13 protein-coding genes are annotated in these 14,909 nt (G+C 61.8%); 7 read left to right on the forward strand and 6 right to left on the reverse strand.

The genetic code is table 11. The features are described from left to right. Positions 1-3 precede the first annotated feature (3 nt). From ABIC16_RS09860 to ABIC16_RS09875, 4 genes are all read right to left on the reverse strand, one after another. Positions 4-885 (reverse strand): polysaccharide deacetylase family protein, encoded by an 882-nt coding sequence (locus ABIC16_RS09860; RefSeq protein WP_354290937.1) that lies wholly within the window; start codon positions 883-885, stop codon positions 4-6. A 75-nt stretch (positions 886-960) separates the two neighbouring features. After that, the gene (locus ABIC16_RS09865; protein WP_354290938.1) at positions 961-2,049 is read right to left on the reverse strand and encodes a PepSY-associated TM helix domain-containing protein; all 1,089 of its coding nucleotides are present in this window, start codon (positions 2,047-2,049) and stop codon (positions 961-963) included. Between the two features lie 35 nt (positions 2,050-2,084). Further along, complete coding sequence (locus ABIC16_RS09870; protein ID WP_354290939.1) at positions 2,085-4,193, reverse strand: TonB-dependent receptor; 2,109 nt, start codon at positions 4,191-4,193, stop codon at positions 2,085-2,087. Positions 4,194-4,387: 194 nt separating this feature from the next. Beyond that, positions 4,388-4,798, reverse strand: a complete 411-nt coding sequence (locus ABIC16_RS09875) for a DUF2946 family protein (protein ID WP_354290940.1) — start codon at positions 4,796-4,798, stop codon at positions 4,388-4,390. Between the two features lie 188 nt (positions 4,799-4,986). Here ABIC16_RS09875 and ABIC16_RS09880 point away from each other — a divergent pair, with 188 nt between their 5' ends. The 7 genes from ABIC16_RS09880 (at position 4,987) to ABIC16_RS09910 (ending at position 11,437) form a co-directional block, all read left to right on the forward strand. Next, entirely contained in the window at positions 4,987-7,830 is a 2,844-nt protein-coding gene (locus ABIC16_RS09880) for a monovalent cation/H+ antiporter subunit A (protein ID WP_354290941.1), read from the forward strand. Next, entirely contained in the window at positions 7,827-8,183 is a 357-nt protein-coding gene (locus ABIC16_RS09885; protein ID WP_354290942.1) for a Na+/H+ antiporter subunit C, read from the forward strand. The genes ABIC16_RS09880 and ABIC16_RS09885 overlap by 4 nt, the downstream gene beginning before the upstream one ends. Then, positions 8,180-9,706, forward strand: a complete 1,527-nt coding sequence (locus ABIC16_RS09890) for a monovalent cation/H+ antiporter subunit D (protein WP_354290943.1) — start codon at positions 8,180-8,182, stop codon at positions 9,704-9,706. Before ABIC16_RS09885 ends, ABIC16_RS09890 begins: the two co-directional genes overlap by 4 nt. Further along, positions 9,703-10,194, forward strand: a complete 492-nt coding sequence (locus ABIC16_RS09895; RefSeq protein WP_354290944.1) for a Na+/H+ antiporter subunit E — start codon at positions 9,703-9,705, stop codon at positions 10,192-10,194. Before ABIC16_RS09890 ends, ABIC16_RS09895 begins: the two co-directional genes overlap by 4 nt. Beyond that, a complete protein-coding gene (locus ABIC16_RS09900; protein WP_277969112.1) occupies positions 10,191-10,460 on the forward strand; it encodes a K+/H+ antiporter subunit F in 270 nt (89 codons plus the stop codon). The genes ABIC16_RS09895 and ABIC16_RS09900 overlap by 4 nt, the downstream gene beginning before the upstream one ends. After that, positions 10,457-10,870: a Na+/H+ antiporter subunit G gene (locus ABIC16_RS09905; protein WP_277969113.1), complete on the forward strand. Its 414-nt coding sequence runs from the start codon at positions 10,457-10,459 to the stop codon at positions 10,868-10,870. Before ABIC16_RS09900 ends, ABIC16_RS09905 begins: the two co-directional genes overlap by 4 nt. 345 nt (positions 10,871-11,215) lie before the next feature. Next, a complete protein-coding gene (locus tag ABIC16_RS09910) occupies positions 11,216-11,437 on the forward strand; it encodes a hypothetical protein (protein WP_354290945.1) in 222 nt (73 codons plus the stop codon). A 145-nt stretch (positions 11,438-11,582) separates the two neighbouring features. Here the strand turns inward: ABIC16_RS09910 and ABIC16_RS09915 are convergent, their stop codons facing one another. Both ABIC16_RS09915 and ABIC16_RS09920 read right to left on the reverse strand, forming a co-directional pair. Beyond that, positions 11,583-13,250, reverse strand: a complete 1,668-nt coding sequence (locus ABIC16_RS09915) for a hypothetical protein (protein WP_354290946.1) — start codon at positions 13,248-13,250, stop codon at positions 11,583-11,585. A gap of 320 nt (positions 13,251-13,570) precedes the next feature. Beyond that, complete coding sequence (locus ABIC16_RS09920; protein ID WP_354290947.1) at positions 13,571-14,890, reverse strand: ABC transporter ATP-binding protein; 1,320 nt, start codon at positions 14,888-14,890, stop codon at positions 13,571-13,573. Positions 14,891-14,909: the final 19 nt, after the last annotated feature.

Below are 14,909 nucleotides of genomic sequence, written 5' to 3' on the forward strand. Positions count from 1 at the left end.
AGATCAGACCGCTAGGTCGTTAGCGTTTACATACGTTGCGATGTCACCCGCAGTAGTCCACCAGATCCGCGGATCGTTCGCTGTTCGTAGTTCCGTCAGTACCCGGGCTAGGGCAGGGACACGATGCGCTTGTCCCATAATGTAGGGATGGAGTGCGATGCCGAGGACAAGCGGGCGACGGTCGCATTCTGACAGAAGCTGTTCAACGTTGTCGCGGATCATGGACGCGAACGTCTCCGCTTCCTGCTTGCGCGCGATGATCGCGGGAATGTCGTTGATCTCCTGCGAGTAGGGGATTGAAAGCAGCTCGCCATAGTCGGTTGTCAGTCTGGTCGGCTGATCGTCATGCGCCCAGTCGAGCACGTAGCGATACCCGTTCCCGGCGAGCAGGTCGGGCGTGTTCTCGCTTTCCGAGATCCAAGGACCCAGCCAGCCGGTGGGACGAACGCCGAGTTCCGCCAAGCGCTGGGTAACGTCTTCGATCAAGTGCTTCTCGCGCCGACGGACCATCGTGCCTTGTGCTCTGGCGTTGCTGCCGCCGTGCGCGGCGATCTCGTCACCTCGATCGCGGCACGCCTCGGCAAGTCCGGGGCAGCGCTCCAGCACCTCAGCGTTCACGAGCGCCGTCGTCCGTAGCGCGAGTCTGTCGAACAAATCGAACAGCCGCCACGCTCCGACCCGATTGCCATAGTCGCGCCAGGCGAAGTTCATCACGTCCGGTTCGGTCTGCGATGGCGCAAGTTCCGCCCCCAGACCGCTGCCGAAGTCGAACACCTCGTAGTTGACGCCGATATAGATGGCGAGGCGGCGCCCGTCGGGCCAGGCATAATCCGGACGACCGATGATGGGACGGTAGGCGTAACGGTTGTGGTGCGAAGGGCTCATTGGGCTGCAACGCGCGAACCGGAAAATAGCAGCCTATTTTATAAGACCATCGCTTGGTCTTCGGACAATCCGTCGTCACGAAGCATGCGGCGATCGGCGACGCCGCAACCAGTGAAGAACGCCTGTTGCGAACAGCAGCGCGGGTACGAAACCAAGGAGCAGTGCGATGACGCGCGTCGTCGTCCCTCCAACAGTTCCATCATGCAACGTGCGGATCCAACGCGCTACTGCCGAACCGGTATTAGCGCGGCGAACGTCGTGGATCGCCAGAACCCTGCCTGAGAGCGAGTCGATAAACACATAGCTGCCCGGGAACCGCTCGTGCGGGTCGCCGGGTACCTGAACCCGTACTCGGATTGGCGCCGTGCCGCTGGTGGGGACATCCACGAAGACGATACGGCCTTCCGGCAGCGCGCGGCGCCCGACCGCGAGCGCCTGGACGATCGAGATCCGCTTGCCACGGGTGTCGCTCGATGTAGGGGCAGGGATGGTTGACGGTGCCAATAGGGTTTGCGTGACAGCCGGCAATGCCAGAAGCACGCCCGTTGCAACAAGGATGAACAGCAACGGCATGCTTGCAAGACCCGACAGCTTGTGAAGATCGCGGAAGCGCCGGATCGGCGCGGCATCGCGCTTGAACGCTAAGGCCTTTTTCCAGCTCCCGCGAGGCCACCATGTCAGCAAACCGCTGACGAGCAGCAGCAGCATCCCCACACCCGACCAACCGACGACTTGCCCCCCGGTCGCACCGGCAAGCAATTGCATGTGAAGTTGGTAGACCCAGCTCATGAGATAGCCGCCCCATGGTTCGGCCCGAAGGATCCGCTTTCCGTCGGTGGAGAACCACACCATCAGCCGAACGCCGTGACCGCCGGGCATCGGATAATAGCGCGCCGGAATAGGACCTGGTTCGCCCGTCAACTCAAACGACCATTTGCCGCCGGCGTCGTTCCAGCGTGCATGCCCGGTTGCCAATGCGCGATCCCATGCCAGGACCGTTCCGCCAGATGCGGGGCTGTTTCGCGTGACCTGAACCGTAGGGTGCAGAGCGGTATCGATATCGCTGTAGAACACCAGTGCCGACCCGGTGAGCCCCAGCACCGCGAACAGCAGCCCGAGGCTCAAGCCCAGCAAGAGATGCACGCGTCGCACGAGAATACGCATGCTGGCGGACGCCCCTTGGCGATACCTAGCCATCCTCACAGGCGCGTCGAGAGCGCGATCTCGAACGATCTTGGAGCACCGATATAGACGTTTGTGGTCGGATAGCCTGAATACTCGCCATAAAAGGCGTCCGTCAGGTTGCGTGCCCGCAGCGTTACCGTCGCCTGAGGGTGGATCCGGAAAGATAGGCTGGCATCGAGAACGGCATGCCCGGCGACCCGTATAGTGTTGGCAGTGTCGGTAAAGAAGCTACTCGCGTGACGCAGAAACCCCCCTACGGTTACCGTGTCGCCAATCGTGTAGAGCGCCGACGCGTTGACCGTCGTCGCGGGAATATTGATTGGGCGATTTCCGCGCCGGCTGACCCGCGTTGTTCCCGCGAGCTCGAAGAGTTCGTCATAGCGTGCGTCAGTGTACGAGACGCCGCCGGACAGACGAAGCGCGGCCACCGGGGAGACCGCCGCGGACAATTCGACACCCTGTGACGACTGGCGACCGCCCTGGACCGAGAGTGTCGGGATGTTGGGGTCGCGTGTCAGGATGTCCGTCTGCTCGATCCGGTAGATAGCGCCGGTAACGCTCGCTCGCCCGGCCCAACCGCTCGCCTTGAAGCCAGCTTCATAAGCCCGGCCCTTGGTAAGCCGGAACCGGCTGTTCGCAATCGAGGCCAGCAATATCGATGACACGGGCGACACCGCGGTCGTGTATTGCCCATAGAGGGTCACATTGGACGTTATGGCCCAGGTGGAGCCGGCGCGCCACGAGATCGGGTCGAAGGTGGGATCGTTCCGATCAATCGCGCCCGTCATGTTCTGGATCGTTGCACGCTTTAGCGCCATGTGATCCCAGCGTACGCCTCCTACCAGCAACCATTTGGGGGTAAGGTTCAAAGCATCCTCCACAAATACCGAGGTTTGCTTGAGCCTCGAATCGAACGTGACGTTGGTGGTGGTGAAGATTGCGGTCGTGATTGGCAGAGGGACAATTCCCGGATTGCGCACATCGATTGCGGGCAGGGCCGTAACGGGTGCCTGTTGCCGCAGGCTGACGAAATCCGTTTCGTTGTGTTCGACGCCGAGGTTGAAGCGGTTGCGTAGCCCGCCAAGGGATCGGTCATTTGCGATACCGCCGCGCACGTTCCAGAACTGGTGATCATGCCGGAAATCCTGGTAGCTCTGGCGGAAACTACCATTGGGGAAAACGGCGGTTGGTGCGACGAACGTCTGGCTGTCCGCCAGCAAAAACGCGCGTTTCGCGGTGTAGCCTGTGAGGTCGAGTGCAACGCTCCAGCCGCCGCCGACCGTCGCATCCAGGCGCGACCGCATGGTCGTTTCGTTGCTCCCGGAATAAGCGCCCTGTGGATTGTAATTTTGGTGTCGCAACGCGCGATCCGCGACCAAGCCGGTGGTCGTAGTAACGGCGTCAGTCGGTCGCAGCGCATATTGGCCGGGAATGAGTGGAAGGCCCTGATAGGTCGCGTCGTAGCGATCCTCGAAATGATCGACCGCGATCAGCAGCGACAAACGGTCGCTTGGTCGCCACAGGGCGCTGGCTGTCAGTCCGGCCGAAAAGGTGTCGTTGTTATCGACGTCGTAGAGGCTGTCCGATCGCTGATAGCTGGCATCCGCCCGAACTGCGATGGTGGAGGAAACCGGGAGGTTGACCCCCGCCGCCGCAAACACCGTATCGAAGCTGCCGATCGATAAGAAGGTGTCGAGATGGCGTTCGCCCAGGACCGGCTTGCGGGTCACCTTATTGATGACGCCGGCGAGGGCCCCCTCGCCGTAGAGCACGGAGGCGGGCCCCTTCAGAACTTCGACCCGGTCGTAGTGCCAGCTATTGCTGTCCCGTTGGACGACGGTCGCTGCAGATAGCCGCACCCCGTCCTGGAGGATCGATACGGTATTGCCGGCGAAGCCGCGCATCGAGACGACTGCCGGATTGCCGGGCACGTTTCCGGCGATCGCCCCGACCACATCGTTGAACGCCTCCCGCGCGGTGCGAAGCCCACGGACCTGGAGATCCTCCTGAGTCAGGACCTCGACACTTGCGGGAGTCTCTCGGATCGTCAGGCCGATCCGGCTACCGGCTTGGGCCTGTTCATTCAGCTTGAGCTGGTCTCGCTGACCGGTGACGATAATCATTGAATCTGAGCGTTCCCCGGAGGGACCGTTGAGCGTCTGTGCTTCAATCGGCACGGACAGAAGCAGGCAGGGCGCGGCGGCGCCGGCCAGCAAGTACATTCGGATCATGGAGATACCTTTGACCGACCCGGCGTGAGACACACGCCAGGCCGCAGTTCATGGACGCGCCAGACAAGGCAGCGCGGACTGAAGGGTCAGCGGTAAGCCGGAGGCCCGCGTAAGGGCGGCCGCAAGAACGCCGGACGCACGACGGCCGGCAGGACGGTTGCCACTAGAACGATGGCGACGATGAAGGCGATCAATTCGGCGAGTTGGATTGGATCGACCGAACCCAGAACCGCTGAGGAGAACCCGGCGAAGCCACAGGGCATTTCAGTCTTGCCGTGATCCTTCGACGTATCGTGGTCCGCCGCGTCCGCATGCATTCCCGGCATGTCCATCGGCATTGCAGCAGGCATGATACCGGAGCACTGGGTCATGACGACGCGGCTGTGATCTACGGTAATCATGTATCCGGTCGGAACGAGCAGCTTGAGAAGCAGTGTCGCCGCGCAGATCAGCATGGCAAGGCGGCGTTGCGCGAAAAGATGCCGGACGATGTGCACGGCAACCGACTACCGCCGCAGCGGCGAAGTGTCACTTGGCCATTCTGCCGCACGCCCTTTTTCCGGAAATACCTCTCGATCGGGGGCGGTGGGATCGGAAAGCCGTGCGCCGCACGAGTGGTACTCCGAACCTCGACCTATGGCGTCTCGCGTGCAAAGGCTAACGATCGCGGTTCCACGAGGTTAATATGGTCCTGATGGTCCTGCTGCTATTGCCGTTCGCTGCTGCCGTGATGCTGGCGCTGAATGCCCGCGCATCGCGTGGTGCGCACATGTCGATCGCAGCCGGCGCTAGTGCGGCCGGGCTTCTCGTTCTGTTGGGATTGGCGCCGGGCGTATTGGCTGGCACGCCTATGACCGTGCGGATCGGATGGATACCCGCGCTTGGGCTCGACTTCAGCCTGTGGCTCGATCCACTGGCGTTGCTATTCGTCGGACTGATCCTGGGGATCGGGCTGCTGGTGGTGGTCTATGCGCAGGGCTATCTCAAACGCAACGAGGCGACGGGACGATTCCTGTCGTTCCTGATGCTGTTTCAGGGAGCAATGGTTGGCATCGCCCTGTCCAACAACGTCCTGCTCCTGCTGATCTTCTGGGAGTTGACAAGCCTGTCGTCGTTCCTCCTGATCGGGTTCTGGCGCGATCGGGCGGACGCGCGGCAGGGCGCGCGCATGGCGCTCGCCGTCACCGGCGGCGGCGGGCTCGCGTTGATTGGTGGGATGTTGTTGCTTGGGCAGGCGGCAGGATCGTACGACCTGACGACGATCCTTGACCGTAGCGGTCTGATCCAGGCCTCGCCGCTCTATCCCGCGATCCTTGTCCTCATCCTGCTGGGCGCGTTCACCAAATCGGCGCAATTCCCATTTCACTTCTGGCTTCCGCACGCGATGGCAGCTCCGACCCCGGTCAGCGCCTATTTGCATTCCGCGACGATGGTCAAGGCAGGCGTGTTCCTGCTCGCGCGGTTATGGCCGGTCCTGGCGGGCACGCAGATGTGGTTTTTTCTGGTTGCCGGCACGGGCTTGTTGACGATGCTGTTCGGGGCGGCAGTTGCGTTGTTTCGTAACGATCTGAAGGCGATCCTGGCCTATTCTACGATTAGCCAGCTTGGATTGATGGTGATGTTGCTCGGTTTCGGGACGGCTGCTGCCGCGGCCTCTGCGATGTTTCACATGATGAACCACGCTGCCTTCAAGGCAGCGCTGTTCATGAACGCCGGCATCGTCGATCACGAAACCGGAACGCGCGACATACGCAAGCTCGGCGGTCTGGCGGCGATGATGCCGATCACGGCGGCGCTAGGTTCGCTAGCCGTGGCGGCGATGGCGGGGTTGCCGCCGTTCGGCGGGTTTATTTCCAAAGAGATGATGCTCGAGCAGAGTGCGCATACCGTCGTAGCCGGACAAGGGCTGCTGGTGCCGATCCTTGCGACGGTCGCCGCGACGCTATCGGTCGCCTATTCGCTGCGCTATGCGACCGACCAGTTCTTTGGCCGACGTCGTTCGAGCGATGGCCCGGTGCCGCACGACCCTGGGATGGCCATGCTGGCGCCAACGACTGTGCTGGTCCTGATCGCGATCGCGCTGGGGGTGATGCCGATGACCATCGCGGGTCCGCTCGTCGCTGCCGTGGCGGGCGCGGTTACTGGCGGGGCCGCGCCGGACGTGGATTTGGCGCTGTGGCACGGGATTAACCCCGCTTTGACGATGAGCGTCGGTGCGGTGGCGATCGGCGTGCTTCTGCTGTGGCGGCGCGCGCCGATCGCAGCCTGGCTGACGAAGCGCCCGGCGCTCGATGGGAAAGCGCTGTTCGATGCGGCGATGGACGCCATCGTTGGCGTTACTCGCCGGGTGATCCTCGTTGTTCACGTCGCGTCGCTGCAACGCTATCTCTTCATCCTGTTCGCAGTGGCGACCGTTTTGGCGGTGGATGCGGCGCTAACTCCGGGCGGGCTCCCCGCCGGGGGGCGCCCAACGCTCCCGGCCGGGCCGGCTGCGATCGTCGCTTGGGTGGCGCTGATCGTTGCGACCGTCGCTGTCGTTGTTCGACAACGCGAGCGCTTCCTTGCGTTGGTCTTCATCAGCGTTATCGGTCTCGTCGTTGCGCTGGCCTTTATCCACCTCTCCGCACCTGACCTTGCGCTAACGCAGATCGCCGTGGAGGTCGTCACCATCGTGTTGATGTTGCTTGCGCTACATTTGTTGCCGAAGACACCGCCGAGCCTGTCCGGCACTTTGCGTATGGGGCGAGACGCGGCGCTCGCGATCATTGCCGGGGGCGGTACTGGATGGGCTGCCTGGACGATCATGACCCGCGAAACGCGCGATACGGTCTCCGCCTACCACTGGGCGAACAGTTATGCGGGCGGCGGCGGGACCAATGTAGTGAACGTAACGCTCGTTGATTTCCGGGCGTTCGATACGTTGGGAGAGATCACCGTGCTGGGGATCGCGGGGCTCGCCATCTATGCGTTGCTCGAACCCGCTGCGCGCGGTGTTGCAGGGCAGCGCTTGCGGGCCTGGCGCAAGGATACGCCGCATTCGCCCGAGCGACATCCGATGATGTTCGTGATGGCGGCACGGCTGCTGATGCCGCTTGCCCTGCTGGTCGGGTTCTACATCTTCCTGCGCGGGCATAATCAACCTGGCGGCGGATTCATCGCTGCGCTGGTGTTTGCGATTGCAATCCTGCTCCAGTATCTCGCATCGGGGTTCGATTGGACCGACGAGCGACGGCGAATCGGCGAGCATCCGCTGATCGCTTTCGGCGTGCTGATCGCCACCGCGACCGGGCTTGGCTCGCTGCTGTTCGACGCGCCGTTCCTGTCGAGCAGTTTCGGGTATTTCCATCTTCCGCTGATCGGTGAAATCGAGCTGGCAACCGCCACCCTCTTCGATACCGGAGTCGCATGCGTTGTTGTCGGTGCTGTGATGATGGCGCTTGCACAGCTCAGCCATGTCGCCCAGCGCGCTGCGCGATACGCCGAGGCCAAACCCGAAGACACCGTGAACGATGCGGAGGCGTTGCAATGAGCCTCGAGTTCCTGATCGCGAGCGCAATTGCCGTGCTGACCGCGGGGGGCATCTACTTGTCGCTGCGCGGCCGCACGTTTCAGGTCGTTCTGGGGCTGACCTTGTTGTCCTATGCCGTAAACCTGTTCCTGTTTGCGATCGGTCGACTGGTCGTCGATCGGCCGCCGCTGTTCGCGAAGGGCGTGACCGACCATGCCGACCCCCTGCCGCAAGCCTTGGTGCTGACCGCGATCGTCATCACCTTCGGCATGACCGCGCTAGTCGTGATCCTGTCCCTGCGCAGTTACCTCGAAAGCGGATCAGACCAAGTCGATGGTCGTACCGATATTCCGCGGGACGAGACGCCATCATGATGCCGATCGACCAACTGGTCATCGCGCCGATCGTTATACCCGCAATCGTCGCGCCGTTGACGCTGCTGGCGATGCGCCGGCGGCGTCGTGTCGGGATGGCGCTCTCGCTGGCAGGATGCGGTGCGATGCTGGTCGCAGCGCTCGCTCTGTTCGGCATTGCGCAGGACGATGCGATCCGCGCCTATCCGCTTGGGGGCTGGCCTGCTCCGTTCGGCATCGTGCTGGTGCTCGATCGATTGTCCGCAATGATGCTAGTTGTGGCGGCGGTGCTTGCGCTGGTGGTGATGCTTCATGCTGTTGTGACCACGGTGGACCGCAAGGGCTGGCATTTCCATCCCATGTTCCACTTCCAGCTGCTCGGTCTGAACGGCGCGTTCCTGACGGGCGACCTGTTCAATCTGTTCGTGTTTTTCGAGGTGTTGCTGATCGCGTCCTATGGGCTGATGCTCCATGGGCAGGGCGCCGCCCGATTGAAGGCGGGGGTAGCGTACGTCATCGTCAATATCGTGGGATCGGCGCTGTTCCTGATCGCGCTGGGCCTGCTGTATGGGCTGACCGGTACGCTCAACATGGCGGATCTCGCCCGGCGGATCTCGCTTCTCGGCGCCGAGGAACAAGGGTTGATCCGTCTCGCGGGGCTCCTGCTGCTGACAGTATTCGCGCTTAAGGCCGCGGTCGTGCCGCTACATTTGTGGTTGCCGCGTACGTATGCGGCGACCACCCCGGTGATCGCGGCACTGTTCGCGATCATGACGAAGGTTGGCGTCTATGCGATGATTCGCACGGTACCCCTCCTCTTCGGTGATAGCGCCGGTGCGGCGGCGTGGGTGCCCGCACCCTGGCTGCTGCCGGCGGCAGCGGTGACAGCGATCGTCGGCTTTGCGGGCGTCCTCGCGGCGAGGGCGATGAGAGAGCAGGCTGCGTTCGCGATCCTTGGCTCGACGGGCACGGTATTGCTGGCCGTATCGTGCTGGACGCAGGAGACAACGGCGGCCGCCTTATTCTACCTCGTTCACGCCACATATGCGGGGGCCGCTCTGTTTCTCGTCGCCGACGCGACGTCGCGACGACGTGGGCAATATGGCGACGCAATTGTTCCAAGTCCGCGCTTCGCGGGGCAGCAGGCGTTGGGCTTGCTATTCCTCGCGGCAACGATTGCTGCGACGGGGTTGCCGCCATTGTCTGGTTTCGTGGCAAAGCTATTTATTCTTCAGACGACCTTTCCCACCAAAGCGTGGGTGGCGATTTGGGCGACCGTGCTTTGTACGACGCTGGTTGGCGTCATTGGGTTTGCGCGCTGCGGCAGTGCGCTCTTCTGGAAAGCACCAGCGAGTGACGCCGATCCGATCGCCTCCGTCGAGCGATCCGGCATTGAATTCGCCGCGCCCTCCGCTTTAATAGCGCTTCTTTTGCTCCTAATGTTGGGGGCTGGCTGGGCAACCACACAGGCTCAGGCCGCCGCAGCGCAAATCTACGCACCGCAACGGTACATTCTTGCCGTTCTGGGGGGGGAGCCATCGTGATCCGACACATCGTTCCGCATCCGGCATTGTCGGTAATGCTCCTCGGCGTTTGGTTGTTGATGGCCAACAGCATCACCGTAGGAGGCGTTTTACTGGGTGGAGCATTCGGCCTCATTCTGCCCAAGTTTACCGAGCCGTTCTGGCCTGACCGCCCACGCGTCCGCTTCGGCGGCGCCCTGCTCCAATATTGCCTTGTGGTCCTGTTCGATATCGTCGTGGCGAATTTCGAAGTTGCCTGGCTGATCCTGTTCCGCCGTAACCGTGATCTGCGGTCGCGTTGGCTGGTGATCCCGATTACACTTTCGACACCCGAAGCAATCACCGTGCTCGCCGCGACGATCAGCCTGACGCCTGGGACCGTGTCGTCGGATATCTCGGCTGATGGGAAATCGTTGCTGGTTCATGCGCTGGATGTCGCGGACGCTGCTGCAGAGATCGCGCGGATCAAAACCCGCTACGAAGCGCGGCTACACAGGATTTTCGCATGATCACCTTAACACTTCAGATTGCGCTGGGATGTGTGGCGCTTGCATTGCTCTTCAACGGGTGGCGATTGCTCAAAGGTCCAGCGCTCGGCGACCGGATCGTTGCGCTCGACACGATGGTCATCAATGCTATCGCGCTGATCATCTTGATCGGAATGATCGGCGAGAGCGACGCCTATTTTGAGGCGGCGTTACTGCTTGCGATGGTCGGTTTTGTCAGCACCATCGCTTACTGCAAATTCATCCTGCGCGGGGACATCGTGGAATGACCATGGTGGTGGAAATTATGGTCTGCGCGTTGGTTCTGCTGGGCGCGGCATTCGTGCTGATCGGGAGCTGGGCCCTCGTCCGCCTGCCATCGACGATGGAGCGGTTACACGGTCCAACCAAAGCGACGACGCTGGGACTCGGATCGCTGCTGGTGGCGTCGGTTTTCTATTTCCAGGGACGGCTCGGTGTTTGGACCGCGCATGAGCTGCTGATTGCGCTGTTCCTGTTCATTACTGCACCGATTTCGGCCAACATGATCGCCAAAGTACACCTTCACCGTGTCCGGATTGGTGCATTCGAGGAACCCGACACCAAAGCAGGGGCACCGCCGCGTCCGCCGGGGGAGGGCGATTGGGCAACGTTCGAGGCGCCAACGCGCAATACCCAGGCGTCGACCGCCAATACCTGAAGTCCCTCTACATCAACAGTCTCAAGCTCTCTGTTAATCCTGCTCACACGGTAAGGAAACACGAGCGAGCATTTGCCGGACATGCAGGGCGGCGGCAAATACCTGATCGAGGCTGAGTTGTCGCAACTCGATCAAGGAGGCGCTCAAGTTGTCCCCGATTGCTCCTTACTACCTCACGGGCTGGTCGTGTCGCACTGTCGATGCGAGCATCGCGACAAAGCCGCATACGCTTTCGAACGACGTCGATGCGATCGACATTGTCAGGGCTGGCTGAATCCGCGAAAGTGCCACGGAATCCCGCCGTCGCAATCTCGCGGTACCGGGTAGAACCATCTAGGATATTCCGTGACAGCGACCGTTATCACTCCGAGCGGCCCGGGCGCCATGGAAGCCGGCCTGGTCCTTGACGAAGACGGCCAGCGCTTCGTCGTCCTGACGTTCAAGGAACCCAAGGGCGAACCGACACTGGTCACGTTCACGGTTCCAATCTTCCAGAATTACGTTGAGCATCTCGTTCGAACGGCAAAGGCGGCTGACGAAGAAGCCAATTGGGGAGTCCCTGGCTGATACGGAGAATAGCCAATCCTTATTTTAAGGTCGCCGTCGCACGTCTTTAGCCAGTACCGGCGGCACTTCGGACGACATCGCGTTGCAGTGGGCGGGGCTATTACGCCCCACCCACTGCAGCGATCCGCAGCCGTTGCCAGTTCCTTTAGCGATTGGCTGCTGCCTCCAGCACGGCACGGCGCTTCGGTGTTTCCGTCAGCGGCTGACCGGCATATTCTCGGATACCCCAGGCGCCATATTTGCTGATCGAGCCCGTTGCCGAATACAGGGTCAACGTATCGCCAATCTTCGCCTTCCAGTCGTTGAGATACCGCTTGTAGATTTCATACATCAGGGGGCTCCGCTGCATACGAGCGGCTACATCCTCGGTTGCGGGTAGCGGAACGATATGCTGGCCGCCTTCGTACGAAATATAGCGCTTACCCCATTTGGTCGCGTTGGCCTTATCCGAAACTGCGCGGCTGATCGTCTCGACTCGCATTGCTTCAAGTGTGGTGAACAAGCGCGGCAGATCCGTGACACCAACATCGACCGAGCGGAGAAGATCATGCCCGAAATAGGGGGCAGCCGCGATCGCATCGACCCACTGCTTGGTGTCGCGGAAGTTCATGATCTGGTCGATTCCGTAGCCGTTACCGTTTTGAATATTCAAAACGCGCACGAGCCGTGCTGGATTGTCCTGAAAAGCGGACGTCAACAATTTATGGAACCAGACCGACTTCTCGGCGTACCTTAAAAGGTTGTTAGTATAACGATCTGGCGAGAGCCTCCGCGCAAGACCCTCATTCAGAACTTGGGTCCCGATCGGGAAAGCGTAATTCCACGTTTCGTTCGAAAGCTCGAAATACGCCTTGTGCCCGGGTGCTAGGCGATCGTGGACCAGTTTGCCCATAGCGCGGACATAAGTTTCATCGGCGTTCCATGGCACCGTGAACCACGGGTCTGCGCCGACCGCATTTGCTAGATCAACCATATGCTCGACCGCCACCCCGTCGGTGCCATCCTGCACCAGTCGCTGGGGTGTGGAACGGCTCGACCATGTTACACTGCTTGGATTGCTGTTGGCGGACGTCCAGTCGAGGAAACGCAATACACTGTACGGTTTGAGATCGTCGACGATCCGCTGATCGAAGACACCGTTCACCACCAAGCCCGGTTCTCGGCAATCAAGATTTGCCAAAGGATCCGACGGGTTGACCGACGTGACGTGGAGCCGCGCCGTTGGCAGTGCCGTCCCGGTCCGTCCGGGCCAAGTAAACGTAACTGCATGGTTCGCTCCGGCCATTTGTGCGTCGCCGTCGACGCGCAGGGCGCCACTTCCACTCCAGGTACAGGTAATTCGCGTCGCCTTGCCGCTCCAGACTGTCTGCGGAACGTTCAGGAACAGCACTGCATCGATCAGAGACGTGCCGCCTGCTGAAAGTTTCGTCTTCGGAACATCGGACCACGCCGCCGACGGGTTGCGCCACGCGCCCGAGGCGAACGCGAGGTTGGCGAATGTTCGTTCTGGCCCGTAATACGTGCTGCCCGCAACGTTGATGCCCAGTGCGAACGATTGTGGGGATGACGAGGACGGCGTCGGCGTAGGAGTCGGAGCTGGTGTTGGGGCTGGCGTAGGCGTGGGCGAAGGCTTTCCCTTCACGACGATGATAGGTTTTTGCGATCCGTTATCGCTGGCTGAGCCGCCGACCCCGGCAGCAATGGCGCCCCCGATGATTGTTGCGCCAAGAAGCGTGCCGATGACGGCTTTTTTCCGAAAGGATGCCGACGATGCGTCAGGTATTGCGGATTCTGCGACCTTGGGATTGGACACGGATTTTCACTTTCTCTGCCGCGCAAGGCGGGTTTCGGCACACTGGGGCAACACTAGCGATACGATCGGAAGAATCCGATCGAACGACATTGGTCTTAGCGCATGAATAGAATGGGATATCACCCGAGTTGAACAACTCTGGCTGACCCGACTTCTACTGGCATCATGAAAAATGGGCAAAGCGTATTGACAACGCTTTGGCATAGTTGCGCCACGTTTCACCGCCATTCGCCGCCGGAACAACGCCATCGGGCGATCATTCGCGCTCGAATGCTGCAGAACTGTCGGCACGCCCGGTAGGTGGCGCGCCAAGTCCAACCCTAAACCGCGTCCTCCAGCGAGAAACGATCGTCGTCCTCGTCATAGGCGAAGACTTCTGCGTACCGGCCCCAGTGGGTGACCGTGCGAAGCGTCTCATCCGCATAGTCGGGGGACATGTGGTCTTCGAGCTCGTCGCGAAAGCGGCGCGCAGGGGCGTTGTGGCCGGTGCGCTCGTCGAGGATGCGGCGGATGTGCTGTGCGAGCGGGACGTGCGCGAGCAACGCGCGTGCGAACATCGCCTTGCGGTCGTCCACATCCGCTTCGACATACCGCCGTGCCGCCGGGGTGAGCAGGATGTCGGCGCCCTGGAGTTCGGCGAACCGCAAGAGTTGAAGTGTCTCCGCGATCGGGAACAGTTCGTCGATCTCGAGCTGGAGCTGGTCCGCCAAGTCCGCCATCGCCGCGCGTCCGTCGAACGGCGGGGCATCGACCTCTTCCATCAACCCCGCGAGCGCGTTGGTCGACACGCGCGGCAAGACCATCTGGATCCCGCTACCGGGGAACACACCGTCCTGCACAGGCTCGACCGCGACTCGCGCCGTCATGCGCGCGTAGATGTCGTCGACCAGCGCGCGGAAGGCCGGATCGAGCCGGTCGCGCGGTTGCGGCAGATCGACGACGATCTCGGCAGCGACGCGGCCGGGATTGGACGAGAAGACGAGGATGCGGTCGCACATCAGCACCGCTTCCTCGATGTTGTGCGTCACGATCAGGATCGACTTGATCGGCATCCGCCCTTCCGACCACAGATCGAGCAGGTCGCTACGCAGCGTCTCTGCGGTCAGCACGTCGAGTGCCGAAAAGGGTTCGTCCATCAGCAGCAGCGACGGGTTGACGACGAGCGCGCGTGCCAGCCCGACGCGCTGGCGCATTCCGCCGGAAAGCTCCTTGGGATAGGCGTTCTCGAAACCGTCGAGCCCGATCAGGTCGATCGCCGCCAGCGCGCGCGTGCGCCTTTCTTCAGCCGGCACGCGCTGCGCCTCCAGCCCGAGTTCGACGTTCTGCAACACCGTCAGCCACGGGAACAGCGCGAAGGTCTGGAAAACCATGCTGACGCTCGGCGCCTCGCCCGTCTCGTCGGGGACGAAGGCGATCGTCCCTTCGTCCGGCGCGATCAACCCCGCGATCGAGCGGAGCAGCGTCGATTTGCCTGAGCCCGACCTACCGAGCAACCCGACGACCTCGTTCTCGACCAGCGTCAGCGCGACATCGTCCAGCACCAGCAACGCTCCGCTGGTGCCGCCCTTGCCATAGCGATGCGTCAGATGCTCGATCGCGACGAGTGGGCGCGCGGCGGGAAGCGAGGCGAGGGTGGCCATAAGGGGCTCCGTTACTCTT

This window comes from Sphingomonas sp. PvP055 (assembly GCF_040546365.1).
Lineage (GTDB): Bacteria > Pseudomonadota > Alphaproteobacteria > Sphingomonadales > Sphingomonadaceae > Sphingomonas > Sphingomonas echinoides_A.

Excerpts from the sequence above, each read along its gene's own strand:
- ABIC16_RS09900 (WP_277969112.1), top strand. The coding sequence starts at position 10,191 with ATGATCACCTTAACACTTCAGATTGCGCTGGGATGTGTGGCGCTTGCA.
- ABIC16_RS09870 (WP_354290939.1), bottom strand. The coding sequence starts at position 4,193 with ATGATTATCGTCACCGGTCAGCGAGACCAGCTCAAGCTGAATGAACAG.
- ABIC16_RS09880 (WP_354290941.1), top strand. The coding sequence starts at position 4,987 with ATGGTCCTGATGGTCCTGCTGCTATTGCCGTTCGCTGCTGCCGTGATG.
- ABIC16_RS09905 (WP_277969113.1), top strand. The coding sequence starts at position 10,457 with ATGACCATGGTGGTGGAAATTATGGTCTGCGCGTTGGTTCTGCTGGGC.
- ABIC16_RS09890 (WP_354290943.1), top strand. The coding sequence starts at position 8,180 with ATGATGCCGATCGACCAACTGGTCATCGCGCCGATCGTTATACCCGCA.
- ABIC16_RS09885 (WP_354290942.1), top strand. The coding sequence starts at position 7,827 with ATGAGCCTCGAGTTCCTGATCGCGAGCGCAATTGCCGTGCTGACCGCG.
- ABIC16_RS09860 (WP_354290937.1), bottom strand. The coding sequence starts at position 885 with ATGAGCCCTTCGCACCACAACCGTTACGCCTACCGTCCCATCATCGGT.
- ABIC16_RS09920 (WP_354290947.1), bottom strand. The coding sequence starts at position 14,890 with ATGGCCACCCTCGCCTCGCTTCCCGCCGCGCGCCCACTCGTCGCGATC.
- ABIC16_RS09865 (WP_354290938.1), bottom strand. The coding sequence starts at position 2,049 with ATGCGTATTCTCGTGCGACGCGTGCATCTCTTGCTGGGCTTGAGCCTC.